The organism is Vreelandella subterranea (genome assembly GCF_900111305.1).
Classification (GTDB): Bacteria; Pseudomonadota; Gammaproteobacteria; order Pseudomonadales; family Halomonadaceae; genus Vreelandella; species Vreelandella subterranea.
Map to the genome: position 1 here is coordinate 178,656 of NZ_FOGS01000007.1, position 14,224 is coordinate 192,879.

Genomic DNA, 14,224 nt, shown 5'->3' on the forward strand with positions numbered 1-14,224 from the left:
TCTGGGTGTGTCACTGGATGAACGCTATCAGCGCGCGGAGACAGTCGAGGTTTGGCCCGACCACCTCGAAGCGTTGGATATTTTTCAGGCGTGCAGCAGTCAATGGCGCATTGTTTCCGGCATTGCTGGTGCTTTCTACCAAGGCCTTGACTATACCGCCCTTGAGGCAGTGATGCGCATGAGTCATGTGGATAGCTCTGGAGAGTTGCTTTCTCAAGTCAGGATGATCGAGGCGGGAGCGCTGGAAATTCTAAATTCGAAGTGAAGCTAGCCTGGGTGAACTCGTTGCGGTACGTTTGAAAGGTATATATCTCAAGGGAATTCAAATGAAAACAATCGCACTATTGGGGGTTGTCGTCCTGCTGTCAGGGTGCTCAACGTCACCTGTATCGTCAGAGTCAGCAAACCCAGTACCCGATGAAAGACTTCACGCCTTTCAGGATAAAGGCGACGGAAATGCTCGATTCGTGGTGACCCGTGATAACGGATTTTTCGGTTCGGGTTGTAGAACGGATACCGCCATTGATGGGAAACATGCCGCCGAGATTGGGCCTGGAGAGACAGCAGGTTTTTATTTGAAGCCAGGCCGCCATATTGTCGGTATTAACTCCCGTGGAGTCTGTATGGGGGGATTAAAGGAAGCTGAATTCGTGGCACGTGAAGGTGACGAGACACGCTACCGAATATCTATCGACTCTACCGGTAGTATGGATATATCGCCCACCGCTTACTGATAGATGACATTTTTACATATACCCGCTACGGCGGGTTTTTTTATGCCTGAAAATCGAGGTGTCCATGGCTCGCCAGTACAAAACAGGTCTAATCATTACCGGTGATGCCAGCGGCGGCATCCGAGCGATCCGCTCCACCGATGAAGAGCTGGGCAAGCTCAACAAAGCCTTTAACCGTGGAACGCGCCGCAGCAAGCAGTTTAGGCAAAGCGTAAATGGGACTAGCCGTGAGCTCCAGGTGCTGCGTCGTGCTGCCGCGCCCGTGGCGGCCGCTTTGGCTGGGGTTTTTGCCGCGAACTCGCTAAGGGGGCAAATCGATTTTGCCGACCAACTCCAGAAAACCAACCTGCGTATTGGGGCAAGCACTGAAGCGCTAAGTGAATACAACTATGTCGCCAAGCTTGCTGGCGTTGAGTTTGGTCAACTGACAACAGCCTGGCAGCGCCAAAGCCGCCGGATCGCCCAGGCCGCACAGGGCACGGGTGAGGCGCAAGATGCCCTGAAAACGCTGAACCTGACGGCCGCCGAGCTTGCCCAGCTGGCGCCGGAAGACCAGTTTGAGCGCATCGCCGAAGCCATGAGCGGCGTGGCGGAAGAATCGGACCGTGTGGCCCTCGCCCAGAAAATCTGGGACAGCGAAGGCGTGAAGCTCCTGCAGGTGGTTAACCAGGGCACTGATGCCATCCGCGCGCAGCGTGAGGAAGCGGCTCGCCTGGGGCTCACCATCAGCCAGGATACGGCCAATGCGATGGCAAGCTTCAATGATGAAGTGACCCGAATGCAGGCAGTGGGCGAGGGGCTCTCCCGCCAGATCCTGGCTGACTTGGTACCGGCCATGACCAGTGGCATGCAGGCCACCAGTGCCTGGGTTGCAGAGATGGGCGGCGCTGAGGCGATTCTTGACACCTTCACGGATGGCGCGACTGTGCTAGCGGCGCTATTGGCAGGCCGCTATGCTGGCGCATTTATAAAATCATCGAAGAGTGTCGCTAAAAAAACCGTTGCTAATATCAGTGACGCCAGAGCAGAAGCAGCCGCCACAGCTGCCGCGACTCGCAGAACGGCAGCTGAGGTCCAGTCAGCTAATATCTTGAGGGCCCGAGCAGTAGCGGAAGCAAAAGCGACTGTGGGAACTAACGCCCATGCAATTGCTTTGCAAAACCTCGCGACCGCATCGGATCGAGTCACAGCTGCTCAGGCCGCCCACACAGCAGCTGTGAATACAGCGGCCGCCGCAGCCACAAGAGCAAGCGTGGCAATGCGTGGTTTGAGTGGGGCTTTGGCCTTAATAGGCGGACCAATGGGCGCGGCGGTGATCGCAGGCGGCGCTGCGTACTATTTCCGCGATTCTCTTGGCTTTGCTTCTGCGGCCGCTCGCGAAACGAGAGAAGAAGTCGACCAGCTCGTAAAGAGCATGGATAACTATACTGAAGCGCAATATCGCAATAACCGCGTGTCTATCGTCCAAGACTTGGCAGAAGCGCGTGTTGAAGCCGAAAAGTTAGAGCGCCAAATCGCCACCCTGCAAGAGCAAAGCCAGCAAGAAAGTATCATGTACCAGGGTCGCCCTGGCGCTGCGGGTGGCCAGATCTCTGAACTGATGGCCGAGCTTCAGGAACAAAATCGCGTCATTGCTGCAAATGAAGAGGGGCTTCGAGAGTACGATCAAGCATGGCAGGACGTTCTGCAGTCCCAGGTATCTGGTGTCAGCATTTTTCGCACCCTTGATCAGTGGCTCGATGAAATTGGCCGAAGTGCCGATAGTGCTGGCAGATCAGTAAACAATGGCGCCCCCAGTGACAAAACAATCGAGGCATGGGGCAAATACAACGACCAGCTACGCGAAAGCATCGCAGCAACGCGAGACGGTGGATCAGCATTGGGTGCCGCTATCCGTGCCATGGACGGAATGGGGGAAGGCGTCAGTGACGTCATGCGCGGCTACACAGCCTTTCTATCAATTCAAGACGAAGCGCTGAAAGACCAGAAGAAAAGCCAAAAAGAAGCTGCCACCGCGGCACGTCAGTCAGCAAAGGACGCCACCAGCGCCGCTGAGCAACTTGAAAAACAATACACCTCCACCGCTGCGCAGCTTGAAAAACAGATCGCCTTATTCGGCAATACCACCAAAGCTGCTGAGCTTCGCTATCAGACTGAAAAAGGCGCACTTAGCGAATTGGATCAGTCGCGTAAGAACCACATCATTACCTTGGGCCGTGAGCTGGATGCACTCAATGCCCGTGAAGAAATGAAAAAGCGTGTCGACAAGATTGGAAACGCTCCGCAAGTTGGCAATGCCGACGCCAGCGTGGGTGGTGCCTTCGGAGAGTTTGCCCGCATCGAGCAGCAGCGCGCAGAGCAACAGAACTGGTACGCCGAGCAGATCGATATGCTGCGCCAGTTCAAGAACGAAGAAGGCCAGATTCACGAAGAAGCCGCCCAGAAAATCATGGCGCTGCAAAATGAGCAGTCAGCCAATGCGGCTATCAACCAGTTGCAGTCTCAGGCCACGCTAGCGGCAGGCGCCGCGCAAACGCTCAGCCGCATATCGGCGATGACGGAAGAAGGCAGCGCCATTAATCAGGCGCTCTTCGCCGCCTCGCAGGGTTTTTTGATCGCGCAGACTTTAATGCAGGGCAAAGCGGCCGCGACCGACATTATGATTCAAGGCCAGGTTGCGGCCGCGAAAGCGGTTGCCATGAACCCGATCGGCGGGCAGGCGCAGGCGGCAACGTTAATGGCTACAGCGGCGGGTCAGGCGTCTATGGTGCAGGGCATGGCCATTGCAAATGCCGCAATGATCGGTGCTGAAGGGCTGGTTAAGCTTTCTGGCCAGGCTCACGACGGTATCGACTCAATTCCCAATAGCGGTACATGGAACCTTGAGCGCGGCGAGCGTGTAGTGGATAACCGTACCAACCATGACCTAAAGCAATACCTGGAGCGCTCAAACCGAATGGCCGCTAGAGAGGGCGGCGGCAGCGGTGGCGGTATCACGATTAATGCACCCGTAACCGTTGAAGCTAAACAGGGCGTTAGCGAACAGGATGCCCAGCGCCAGGGTAGAGCAATGGGTCGGGCCTTCGAAGCACAAGTGGTGCAGATCCTGCAAAAACACAAGCGCCCCGGTGGCGTGCTGGCCGGGAGCTGACGCATGGATTTTCTTCCCGATATACCGCCCGACTTTGGCCCTCAGGTCTCGGTCGCATTCGATGTGGATAAGGTAAGCTTTGGAGACGGCTATGTTCAACGCGCGCCTGCTGGCCTAAACAGCGTCAGCGAGCAGTGGCCGCTCTCATGGTCAATGCTCACCCGGGCGGAGTATGACGAACTGTACAGCTTCTTAAAGGCCCGAAAAGGCGTGGAGGCTTTCATGTGGCAGCCGCCTTGGGAAGACGCCCCTAAGCAATGGGTGTGTGAAGAACTCAGCGGTGAGCGCCCTACCTCAGCGCGCTATGCCAGCATCACCGCCACCTTCGTCGAGGACTTCTCACTATGAGCGAGATCATCGCCCGCGAGTCGCAGCTGCTCGAGCAGGGCGCGCGCGTGTTCCTGTTCGAAATTGAGGTTGAGGGCATCATCCGCCGGTTTGTGCCTGGCCCGGTGGATGGTGGTCCAGCGTATCTGGCGGGCAATGAATACCTGGTGCTACCCATCAAGGCGGAAGGTTTCGAGTGGAACGGCAAGGGGACGATGCCCCGTCCAACGCTCAACGTAACCGCCAAAGACCTGGCGTTTCTCGCCCTAGTGGAGTCCCCCGGCGACCTGGTGGGCTCGCCTGTTCGTCGGCTGCGCACGTATCGCAAGTATTTGGACGATGGCACCGACCCCGACCCTGAGGCGTTATTTCCCGTTGATCATTACGTGATCGAGCGGAAAGCGAGCCAAAACCGTCGGCGGATTCAGTTCGAGCTTTCGGCAAAAATGGACCAGGAGGGCCGCAAGATCCCGGCCCGCCAGGTGCTTCGCGATACCTGCACGCACCGGTACCGGTGGTGGGATGGCGAGCAGTATCAATACCAGGGCGTGACCTGCCCCTATGCGGGCGCGGGCGAATGGTCGCGGGATGGCTCGCCCGTATCGGCGGGTAATGATGCCTGTGGCAAGCGGCTCAGTGATTGCCGTTTGCGATTTGGCGAGTACGGCGACCTGCCGTTTCGCGGGTTCCCTGGTGTGGCGCGTTACTGATCAAAGCAACAAGAGGTGTTTATGGCACTTAGAAACGTATGCCCGATCTGTGGAGAAGACTTCGATTCATTCGGCGCCGCTGTTGCTCGCACAGCGCAGGGAGTGAATCGGGGCCATGACTGCAGAAAGGAGTGGGAAACCGCCCGGCAAGCGTCCATTGATAGCAAGAAAGAGGATGGGGCGGATGTAGACGGCAAGCGCCTGAGCAGCTGTAAGCTTCGTTACAGCGAGGATGCGCCGCCGTTTCGGGGGCTCCCTGACCCCGGCCACTCTTGAGGATAGCACATGTTCTACGAATACCATGAACAGCTACGCGCTGAAGCCATTGCCGCGTACCCGAATGAGGCTGTATGGCTGATCACGCCGGGTGAGTGCCGCCGTGTCAAAAACGTTTCGACGGAGCCAACGCTTACGTTTCGGGTGGGCAAGCGGGCGATGGCCTCGGCCATGCAGCGCGGCTTGCTGGCAATCGCGCATAGCCATCCAGATTTTCCGGCCTGCCCGAGCGCGGCGGATATGCGCGGCCAGATCAGCAGCGGCGTGCCGTGGGGCATTGTGTCCACTGATGGGGAGACCGCCGCCGAGCCCATCTGGTGGGGCGAGGGTATCGAGCGGCCACCGCTCATCGGCAGGGGCTTTCGCCATGGCATTGCCGACTGCTACTCACTGATCCGCGATTACTACCTGCTAGAACTGGGCATTGACCTGCCTGAGTTCCCGCGTGATTGGGAGTGGTGGCACAAAGGGGAAGACCTCTACCGAGACGGCTTCAAGAAAGCTGGCTTCCGCGTGATCGAAGCGAGTGAAGCGAAAGCGGGCGACGTCTGGCTTGCCCAGCTGCGCAGCAAGGTGCCCAGCCACGGCGGTGTTTTGCTGGATGGCGGCCTGGGGCTGCACCACCCCTCAACCACCAACGCCGTGGATGCCTCGCGCATCTCACGGCGTGAGCCGCTGGCCCGCTGGCAACACCACATTACCCACTGGCTAAGGCACGAAGCTCTATAGCGGTAGAGTGGGTTAATACGTAACTGAAGAGGTGGAGAATGGCGTTAATAACAGTGAATGTTTCAAAGCTTTATCGCGAGATTCCGGTCTCTCAAGGGTTTTTCAGCAAGCTCTTTTTCTCACACCCCGGCAATGATTTAACGGCCACCGAGGTTGAGTATGCATTGATCTCTGTTGCGAGCGATGGCAGCGAGAGAGTAGTGGCGGCGAGCGCTTTATGCGGGAAGATTGGCACTACGCACAAACCGTCTAACTACACGCTGCAGCATCGATGCGAAATACCGGATGGCCACGAACGCTTTTTAATCAATTGGGTAGAAAGCTTTTCTTATACGACGTTCGAGGCTCGCGCTTACCTCAGCTAGCGCAGTATTGATTCTCAGCAACCCAGCCACTGCGCTGGGTTTTTTATTGCCTTGATTCTTGGGTTCAGCGATGAAAACAGTGCATCTTCACGGCCATCTTGGCGCTCGCTTCGGCGAGCGTTTTTCGTTTGACGTGCAAACCCCGGCGGAAGCGGCCCGGGCGCTTTGCCAGCTGCCGGGCTTTCGCGCAGCCATTGAAGCGGGCGACTGGCACGTCATACGCGGCCCCCTTGAAGACGGTGACGACCTGGACGAAGAGGGCCTGACCTTGGGGCTCGGCAAAACGCAGGAGATCCACATCATGCCCGTCGTCCAGGGCGCGGGCGACGTGTTCAATGTGGTGGCGGGTGTCGCGCTCTTTGCGGCCGGTGCGTTTACCGGCAACGCCTACCTGATGGCGGCGGGTGCGGGCATGGCGATTGGCGGTGTTGTGCAAATGACCACATCGCCCCCGGGTGTGGATTACAACAGCCGCCAGCGCCCGGATGAGCGGCCGTCGTTTCTCTTCGATGGCCCAACGAACACCAGCACCCAGGGCGCCCCGGTGCCGATTATCTATGGCCGAATCCGCACCGGCTCGATTGTGATCAGCGCGGGCCTGGCCGCTGAGGAGGTCTGATGCGAGACATAGATGACATCCACGGCGCGGGCGGTGGCGGCGGCAAGGGCGGCGGTGGTGGCGGTAGCCAGCGTACGCCGCGCGAGTCGGCCAACACGTTGCGCTCAGCGGCCACGGCTCGGGTGATCGACATGCTGGGCGAAGGGCCGATTGTCGGGCTGGTCAATGGTCTGCAGAGCGTGTACCTGGATGAAACCCCGCTGCAGGATGCTTCCGGCGCGTTCAACTTCCAGGGCGTGACGGTCCATACTCGCGATGGCGACCCCGAGCAGGCGCGTATTCCGGGCTTCGCCGCCGTGGAATCGGAAACCGAAGTCAACGCCCAGGTGCGTCGCGACCAGCCGCTGGTGCGCACGGTCTCGAACCTCAACGCCGACGCGGTGCGCATCAAGATTCGCTTGCAGGCGCTGACCTATCAGGACCCGAAGACCGGCGATCTGAAAGGGTCATCGGTATCACTGGCGGTGGACGTTCGCCCGCAAGGCGGCAGCTGGTCAGAGCAAAAGCGGATCAACATTCGCGGCAAAACCACCAGCCCTTACGAACGCCAGACCCGCGTTGATTTAAGCGGCGAAGGGCCGTGGGATGTACGTGTGCGTCGTTTGACGGCGGACAGCGACAAGGCCAACCCGCGCAACGATACGGATTGGTCGAGCTACACCACACTGGTGGATGCCCGGCTGACGTACCCAGACTGCGCGCTGGTGGGGCTTGAGGTCGATGCCCGCCAGTTCGGCACCTCGATACCCAAGCGGGCGTATGACGTGAAGGGGCGCATCATCCGCGTGCCCAGCAACTACAACCCCGAGACCCGGGAATACACCGGGCTATGGGACGGCACCTTCCAGCTGGCGTGGACCGATAACCCGGCGTGGATCTACTACGACCTGGCGACCCATGTGCGCTATGGCGCGGCGCTTGAGAACGTCGACAAATGGTCGCTTTACGACATCGGGCAGCACTGCGATGAACTAGTGCCAGACGGGTACGGCGGCATGGAGCCGCGCTTCACCGTTAACACCGTGTTGGCCTCTGAAGAAGAAGCCATGACTGCGCTGAACCAGTTGGCCAGCGCCTTCAGGGGCATGACCTACTGGGGCACTAACGCCACTGTGGCCGTGGCAGACAAGCCTAGCGACCCGGTGAAATTGGTGCACCCCGGCAACGTGGTGGACGGCGAGTTTGAGTATTCCGGTACCGCGCTGCGTGCCCGCCATTCCGTGGCGCTGATCACCTGGAACGACCCGCAAGACAACTATCGCCAACAAGTGGAAGTGGTTGAGGATGCGGACGCCATCCGCGAGTTCGGCTGGCGGCAAACGGATGTGACCGCGTTCGGCTGCACCTCCCGCGGGCAAGCGCACCGCATGGGCAAGTGGATCCTCGACAGCGAGCGGGCCGAAACCGAAACCGTCAGCTATCAAGCCAGCGTCGATCATGCGGACCTTCGCCCGGGTGACATTATCGAGCACACTAACCCAGACCGCGCCGGTGCTCGCATGGGTGGGCGATTAAAGGCGACCAGCCCTACGTCGGTCACGCTGGATAAAGTGCCAGACGTGATCGACGGCAGCGTCTGGTACCTCGATGTCATGCGGCCCAACGGCACGATCGAGCGGCAAGAGGTGGCCTCGTTTAGCGGCAATGACGTCACCCTGGCCGCACCGCTGAGTGCCGAACCGGTGCCCAATGCCGGGTGGATTCTATCCAGCGAGTCCATCAAGCCGCGCCTGTTCCGCGTAATGGGCGTATCAGAAGCCGACGACGGCATCTATGAGATCAGCGCCGTTGAGCACGACCCGACGAAATACGCCCGCGTCGAGCAAAACCTGATTCTGCCGAAGCGGGAAACCTCGCTGATCCCGACTGGGCCGTTACCGCCCCCGGGCGAAATGGATGTTGAGGAGTACCTGTACCGCGCGGGGCCGTCGGTGAAATCGGGCATCACGCTATCGATCTCATCCGCCAGCGACCCGCGCATCACGCTGCACGAAGTCGAAATGTTCCGGCCTGGGGAAAGCGATTTTGAGGCGCTGAGTCTCAGCTCACGCACCACGATTGACGTGCGCGATACCGAGCCTGGGGAATACCAGTTTCGGGCGCGATCAGTCAGCGGCGTGGGGCAGCGCTCGCCGTGGCGCACCCAAACATTCGGCGTGCAGGGGCTACTGGCGCCGCCGTCCAACGTTGAGGATCTGCGCATCTCGGTGAATAACGGGCAGGTGCTGCTCGAATGGCCCGCCGTGCCTGACTTGGACCTGAGCCACTACCGCGTGCGCTACAACGCCAGTGCCACTGGCGCCACCTGGGCTAACTCGCAAGACGTCGCCGACCAAGTGCCTGCAGGCGCGACAAACCTGATGCTCCCTGCTCGCCGGGGCACGTATCTGATCAAAGCGGTGGACACCAGTGGCGGGGCCAGCCTGAACGCCACCCGGGCAACCAGCACCATTGCCGAGCTGGTGGGTACCAACGTGGTGGAAACCGTGGATGAGTCGCCCATGTGGGCGGGCACGCACACCGACACCATCGCGATCAACGGCGCGCTGCAGCTGGCCAGCGGCGGCACGATGAGCGAGTGGGAAACCCTGGCCGATGTGCCCAACCTGACCCACGGCGTCAGCGGTGTGGCCAGCGAGGGCTACTACGAAGCGGCGGAAGTGGTCGACCTGGGCCATGTTTACACCTGCCGCCTCTCCGGCGAACTGCTGGCTGACGGTTTTGACGTGCTGGGCGTAATGGCCAGTTGGCCAACGCTGGCTGAAGTGGTGCGGCTGGACCTGTCGGAGGTATCCCAGTGGGGCATCACGCTCGAAGTCTCGATGAGCCAAACCCCACAACCTGCCGCCCCAACGGACTGGAGTGAGTGGCAGACCTTCAAGGTCGGCGAGTACGAAGCCCGGGCTTTACGCTTCCGCTTGCGCCTTCAAAGCTTTGCCGCGGCGATCACGCCACGTGTTGAACGGATGCGCCTCGCGATCGATATGCCCGACCGCGTGGCCGATGGGCAGGATCTCACGTGCCCACCGGAAGGGGTACGCGTGCTGTTTGAACCGGCGTTCATGGCCCGGCCATCGCTCGCCGTGGATGCCCAGGGCTTGGCACCCGGTGAACGAAAACGCATTACCAACATCAGCGATGAGGGATTCGATATTGAATTTCTCGACGACGCCGACAATGGCGTTGAACGCAGCTTTGATTATCTCGCAAAGGGCTACGGCCGACGCGTCGCGTAAATAAAAGGAAACCAACGATGAGTCAATCTGATTTCGGCACACTGGACCCAAATGTAGTCTCGGGCACCCAGCTCGCTATTGTTCTTAACGACTGGCGTAATGCTCTACACACACAGCACCGAGGTGCCAGCCGCCCGAGCTACGTTAAAGGCGGCATGCTCTGGGTGCGCGAAGTGTCAGCTGAGCATTGGGATCTAATGCTATTTGATGGCAATGCCGACATCACTCTTCGCTCTATCAATCCCGCAACGGGCACGCTGATAGCTGAAGGCGTTAGCGAAACAGAGCCATCAAACCCCTACCCCTTCATGTCGTGGACAAACCCCAGTACGGGCATCATCCGTCAGCGCAATGGCGCAAACGACGCCTGGCGAATTATTGCCGAGATCGTAGATGGTGAGGTAGTGCCCTATGCGGCCGGGCAAAGCGCTGATGCTCGCTATGCGCGCCTCAGCGCAGCGAATGATTTTGATCAGGTGCCCACGGTTAATGGTGCGCCGTTCGTTACCCCCAATGCGTTCTACAAAAGCAACGGGGCCGCTCCGGCTTGGACCGTTGATGGCAGCGCCGCACTGGAAGCGGTAAGCGAAATCTCTCTATCAGTTGGCCAGACGCTGGCAGCGATACCTGCAGGAACCGTCGTCACGCTTCCCACGCTTAGCAACGGCACTGACTACACGATTTACGCCGCAGCAGACGGTTCCTTGCAGGCCGTAGACGCTGACGGTGCCGCCCCTGCTGGTACACGCAAGGTGGGCGGCTTTCATGCTTTTGACGCGGGCGATGGCATCGCCGCGCGGTCCCTCTGGGATCTCAACTGGCGCCCAAAATCCAACCCCCGCGCCATGGTGCTTGACCCGGGTGGCAGCGTGTGGGCCGACATCTATCTGACCGATGTTGAATACACCCTGTACGGCTACAGCCGCAACGGCCAGCAGATAGCTGACGATAATGACAGACCCATATTGCCCGCCACGGTGGGTGGTGACGGTGTGACGCTCTGCCCCTCGGCGTCATGGTGGCAGTTCCTGGATATTTACGCCGCCGCTGGTAAGCGCTATGCCATTTATGAAGAGCTGGTATCGCTGGCCTACGGCGTGGTCGAGCGGCAAGCGGTGGGCACCGACCCCGGCACTACCCAGCACCAGGCTGGCCACCGCTCGGCATGCGGCTGTGAACAGATCACTGGCGTGATGTGGCAATGGTTTAGCGGGGCGTCAGCAACGGGCGGCTCGGGATGGAGCAACATCGCAGAAGGGCGCGGTGACGTCTATGCCTCGAATCTCAAAGCCCCGCGATTCGGCGCGAACTGGAACAACGGCTCGAACGCTGGCTCTCGGGCGTCGGCCTGGAACGGCGCGCCGGACGACTCCGGCAGCAGCGTCGGTTCGCGGGCCGTCAGTGACCACTTGAACCTGCAAGCGGAGCGATAGCGTAGCGTTATGAGTTCAAAGGCAGAGCGCCATTTTGATGCACGTCAGTCGCTAGCCATCATTGATCGTTACGATGAAGCGGCTGGATATATTTACCAACGGGTGCAGCAGTCACCCAAGCGCCATGGTAGGTATCGAGACAAGCTGCTCGATGCTGTCCTGGCGGTGCCAGGCCTTCTATATGCTGCCGCCAAGAGCGGCCAGGTCAGCCGGTTATATGTCGCCGATGCGGCATTAGCCGAGCTGCGCTGGCTGCTGCGTTTCGCGGCGCATAAAGACCGGCGAATTATTAGCCACCACCAACAGACCCATGCGGAGGTGCTGTTGGCTGAGGTGGGCAAAATGCTTGGCGAGTGGATCAAGAAAAAGACCGCTCGCTGACATGGGTGAACACTCGGATAAGCCGCCCCGCTATTCGGCGCGAACTGGAACAACGGCTCGAACGCTGGCTCTCGAGCGTCGAACTGGAACAACGCGCCGGACAACTCCAACAGCAACATCGGTTCGCGGGCCGTCAGTGACGACAAGCAATACCCACCGCTGGGCAGGCTACGGCCACCTAGGGCGACCTATTTGTGGTCAGCCGAGTGCGCACCTCCTTCGGGAAATACACAACCAGGTCCGCGAAACAGGGCGTAGTGAAACATCGAGACCTGCGCGCGGCATCACTCAATCATCGGCAGGACGCCGATTAAGGGACACCATTGGCAAAGCGGTACCGCAATTTAATCGAGCGGATTGCAGACCCGGAAAATCTACGCAACGCCTACCACCGTGCCGCCCGAGGGCGACGCAACTCGGCAGGCTATCTCAATTTTAAAGAATACGAAGCGGCCTGGCTGGCCAAGCTTCGCCGAGACATCCTCGATCAGACCTATAAACCCGGCAAGCCTCGCGAGTTCTGGGTGTTCGAGCCTAAGCCGCGGCCCATCACCGCCGCCCCGTTTCAAGACCGCGTCGTGCAGCACGCCCTGTGCGCCGTCATCGGGCCAATATTTGAGGCAGGCATGCTGCCCCAGGCCTACGCATGCCGGAAGGGCAGAGGCATGCACAGCGGCGCGATACACACCCAGGCCATGATGCGAAAGCTCAAGCGCAAGGGTGAAGCCGTCTACGCGCTCAAGACCGATTTCAGCAAGTATTTCTACAGCGTCGATCTGGCCGTTTTGTGGCGGCGGATTGACGCCAAAATCAGCTGCCGCCACACGGCTTGGCTGATCGAGCAATTCACGCCCCGCACCGGCATAGGGCTGCCCATCGGCAACCTGACAAGTCAGCTATGGGCCAATGTATACGGCACTGAAGTAGATAGGTTCCTGGCGCAGACCATGGGCGAAAGCCGCTTCGTCAGATATATGGACGATATAGTCATCATGGGCCATTCCCGAAGCTACCTGCACGCCTTACGCGGATGGTTAGAAATGTTCTGCCGCCATGCACTCGGCCTGACGTTCAGCAAGTGGTCAGTCGGGCCGGTGAGCGCAGGCGTCAATTTCCTTGGATACCGGATATTCCCAACGCACAAGCTGCTACGCCGCGACAGCGTGCGCCGCGCTAAGCGCAAGATCAAAGCCCATACGCTGGCAGGCGACCACGAAGCGCTGCGCTTCTTCCTCGCTGCCTGGCTCGGTCATGCCAAGTGGGCTGATTCTCACAACCTGGTTAAATCCCTCGCACGACAACATCACGCACTTGCCCAGGAGGCACCATGTTCAGCAAAGACCAAACTGCAGGCCGCGCCGTCTGTTTAGAGGATTACGGGCGAGTCAAGAAAGGCGCGATCGTGCCCGCTTCAAATGAGCTGTATGCCGATGTTGAGGACTGGCTGGCAGAAGGCAACACCCTTGCCGAGTTTGACGGCTACCCCGAGATACCGATGACACCCGAGCAGCTGCAGGACTGGCGGGAGAGCGCCGTTGTATCGCGCCGCCAGGGCAAGCAACAACTGCTCGCCGATGGTCTACTGTCGAGCGTTCAGCCCACCATTGACGCGATCAGCGACGATACTCAGCGCGGAATGGTGCAGATATTTTGGGATGACGCAACCGAGTTTGAGCGCAGTAGCCCTGAGCTTAACCAGCTGGGCGCTGACTTGGGGCTTGCCGCTGAGCAGATAGACGAGCTGTTCAGGAATGCGAGCCAGCGTTAGCCCCTGGCCAGCACCGCAGGAAACCCCGCCGCCGCTGATAGCGGTTTTTTTTGTGCCCAAAATTCAGGAGGCTCTATGTCGACGCTATTTGTTCTATTAGCAGGCGCGGTAATCATCGCCGTTGTCGGCATCGCCGGGTTTATCTACTGGCTGTATCACAACGACAAGGACGCGTTGCGGTAGCGTGGTCACCTGTGGCTTAAGAGGGCAGCTTATTGACTGCCTTGTATAGCTTCCAGGTGATACCCGAGAAGATACAGACACCAATAACAAAACCAACAAACGTCTCTGCGACGTGTGGGTTTCCGACCAAGCTCATCCAATAGCCAAAAAACACCCAGCCAGCAGCGAAACCTGGAAGCCAGTAAACGGGCTTTAGGGTGTTGAGCGTCTTGATTCTAAGAGATTCGATGTCCATCGGTTGACTCCTGTTTAAGAAGTAAACCTAGCTTACGTCCTGTAACAATCAAGGGCTGATAGAGAAAAGCTGTAAGA

Annotated in this window: 15 protein-coding genes; 14 read left to right on the plus strand and 1 reads right to left on the minus strand. The window is 59.2% G+C overall.

Features of this window, described 5'->3' with window-relative positions; translation table 11 throughout:
- Nucleotides 1–7 precede the first annotated feature (7 nt).
- From BMX75_RS11800 to BMX75_RS11865, 14 genes are all read left to right on the plus strand, one after another.
- Complete coding sequence (locus tag BMX75_RS11800; RefSeq protein ID WP_175474732.1) at nt 8–265, plus strand: DUF1799 domain-containing protein; 258 nt, start codon at nt 8–10, stop codon at nt 263–265.
- 61 nt (nt 266–326) lie between these two features.
- Nucleotides 327–734, plus strand: coding sequence for a hypothetical protein (locus BMX75_RS11805; protein ID WP_217639878.1), 408 nt, complete (start codon nt 327–329; stop codon nt 732–734).
- Nucleotides 735–798: 64 nt separating this feature from the next.
- Nucleotides 799–3,885, plus strand: coding sequence for a coiled-coil domain-containing protein (locus BMX75_RS11810; RefSeq protein WP_092828172.1), 3,087 nt, complete (start codon nt 799–801; stop codon nt 3,883–3,885).
- A 3-nt stretch (nt 3,886–3,888) separates the two neighbouring features.
- On the plus strand, nt 3,889–4,233 hold the full coding sequence (locus BMX75_RS11815) for a phage tail protein (RefSeq protein ID WP_092828174.1): 345 nt from the start codon (nt 3,889–3,891) through the stop codon (nt 4,231–4,233).
- Nucleotides 4,230–4,922 carry a phage minor tail protein L gene (locus BMX75_RS11820; protein ID WP_092828176.1) on the plus strand — a complete coding sequence of 231 codons (693 nt, stop codon included), beginning with the start codon at nt 4,230–4,232 and terminating at the stop codon, nt 4,920–4,922. Before BMX75_RS11815 ends, BMX75_RS11820 begins: the two co-directional genes overlap by 4 nt.
- A gap of 21 nt (nt 4,923–4,943) precedes the next feature.
- Entirely contained in the window at nt 4,944–5,198 is a 255-nt protein-coding gene (locus BMX75_RS11825) for a hypothetical protein (protein WP_092828178.1), read from the plus strand.
- Between the two features lie 9 nt (nt 5,199–5,207).
- On the plus strand, nt 5,208–5,927 hold the full coding sequence (locus tag BMX75_RS11830) for an NlpC/P60 family protein (RefSeq protein WP_092828180.1): 720 nt from the start codon (nt 5,208–5,210) through the stop codon (nt 5,925–5,927).
- A gap of 38 nt (nt 5,928–5,965) precedes the next feature.
- Nucleotides 5,966–6,292, plus strand: a complete 327-nt coding sequence (locus BMX75_RS11835; protein WP_092828182.1) for a hypothetical protein — start codon at nt 5,966–5,968, stop codon at nt 6,290–6,292.
- Between the two features lie 70 nt (nt 6,293–6,362).
- Nucleotides 6,363–6,911, plus strand: coding sequence for a tail assembly protein (locus tag BMX75_RS11840; RefSeq protein ID WP_092828184.1), 549 nt, complete (start codon nt 6,363–6,365; stop codon nt 6,909–6,911).
- Nucleotides 6,911–10,147: a TipJ family phage tail tip protein gene (locus BMX75_RS11845; protein WP_092828186.1), complete on the plus strand. Its 3,237-nt coding sequence runs from the start codon at nt 6,911–6,913 to the stop codon at nt 10,145–10,147. Before BMX75_RS11840 ends, BMX75_RS11845 begins: the two co-directional genes overlap by 1 nt.
- Nucleotides 10,148–10,164: 17 nt before the next feature.
- Entirely contained in the window at nt 10,165–11,580 is a 1,416-nt protein-coding gene (locus BMX75_RS11850) for a phage major tropism determinant (protein WP_092828188.1), read from the plus strand.
- A gap of 9 nt (nt 11,581–11,589) precedes the next feature.
- Entirely contained in the window at nt 11,590–11,961 is a 372-nt protein-coding gene (gene avd, locus BMX75_RS11855) for a diversity-generating retroelement protein Avd (protein WP_092828190.1), read from the plus strand.
- A 323-nt stretch (nt 11,962–12,284) separates the two neighbouring features.
- Nucleotides 12,285–13,331 (plus strand): RNA-directed DNA polymerase, encoded by a 1,047-nt coding sequence (locus BMX75_RS11860; RefSeq protein WP_092828192.1) that lies wholly within the window; start codon nt 12,285–12,287, stop codon nt 13,329–13,331.
- On the plus strand, nt 13,289–13,729 hold the full coding sequence (locus BMX75_RS11865; protein WP_092828194.1) for a hypothetical protein: 441 nt from the start codon (nt 13,289–13,291) through the stop codon (nt 13,727–13,729). Before BMX75_RS11860 ends, BMX75_RS11865 begins: the two co-directional genes overlap by 43 nt.
- Before the next feature lie 199 nt (nt 13,730–13,928).
- On the opposite strand, the gene BMX75_RS11870 is transcribed toward BMX75_RS11865, so the two are convergent.
- Nucleotides 13,929–14,147, minus strand: coding sequence for a hypothetical protein (locus BMX75_RS11870; protein WP_092828196.1), 219 nt, complete (start codon nt 14,145–14,147; stop codon nt 13,929–13,931).
- Nucleotides 14,148–14,224 lie beyond the last annotated feature (77 nt).

What these genes read in the sequence shown, in the direction of transcription:
- BMX75_RS11870 (WP_092828196.1), bottom strand. Translation starts at nt 14,147, where the DNA reads ATGGACATCGAATCTCTTAGAATCAAGACGCTCAACACCCTAAAGCCC.
- BMX75_RS11850 (WP_092828188.1), top strand. Translation starts at nt 10,165, where the DNA reads ATGAGTCAATCTGATTTCGGCACACTGGACCCAAATGTAGTCTCGGGC.
- BMX75_RS11820 (WP_092828176.1), top strand. Translation starts at nt 4,230, where the DNA reads ATGAGCGAGATCATCGCCCGCGAGTCGCAGCTGCTCGAGCAGGGCGCG.
- BMX75_RS11810 (WP_092828172.1), top strand. Translation starts at nt 799, where the DNA reads ATGGCTCGCCAGTACAAAACAGGTCTAATCATTACCGGTGATGCCAGC.
- BMX75_RS11825 (WP_092828178.1), top strand. Translation starts at nt 4,944, where the DNA reads ATGGCACTTAGAAACGTATGCCCGATCTGTGGAGAAGACTTCGATTCA.
- BMX75_RS11815 (WP_092828174.1), top strand. Translation starts at nt 3,889, where the DNA reads ATGGATTTTCTTCCCGATATACCGCCCGACTTTGGCCCTCAGGTCTCG.
- BMX75_RS11845 (WP_092828186.1), top strand. Translation starts at nt 6,911, where the DNA reads ATGCGAGACATAGATGACATCCACGGCGCGGGCGGTGGCGGCGGCAAG.
- BMX75_RS11865 (WP_092828194.1), top strand. Translation starts at nt 13,289, where the DNA reads ATGTTCAGCAAAGACCAAACTGCAGGCCGCGCCGTCTGTTTAGAGGAT.
- BMX75_RS11805 (WP_217639878.1), top strand. Translation starts at nt 327, where the DNA reads ATGAAAACAATCGCACTATTGGGGGTTGTCGTCCTGCTGTCAGGGTGC.
- BMX75_RS11840 (WP_092828184.1), top strand. Translation starts at nt 6,363, where the DNA reads ATGAAAACAGTGCATCTTCACGGCCATCTTGGCGCTCGCTTCGGCGAG.
- BMX75_RS11830 (WP_092828180.1), top strand. Translation starts at nt 5,208, where the DNA reads ATGTTCTACGAATACCATGAACAGCTACGCGCTGAAGCCATTGCCGCG.
- BMX75_RS11835 (WP_092828182.1), top strand. Translation starts at nt 5,966, where the DNA reads ATGGCGTTAATAACAGTGAATGTTTCAAAGCTTTATCGCGAGATTCCG.
- avd (WP_092828190.1), top strand. Translation starts at nt 11,590, where the DNA reads ATGAGTTCAAAGGCAGAGCGCCATTTTGATGCACGTCAGTCGCTAGCC.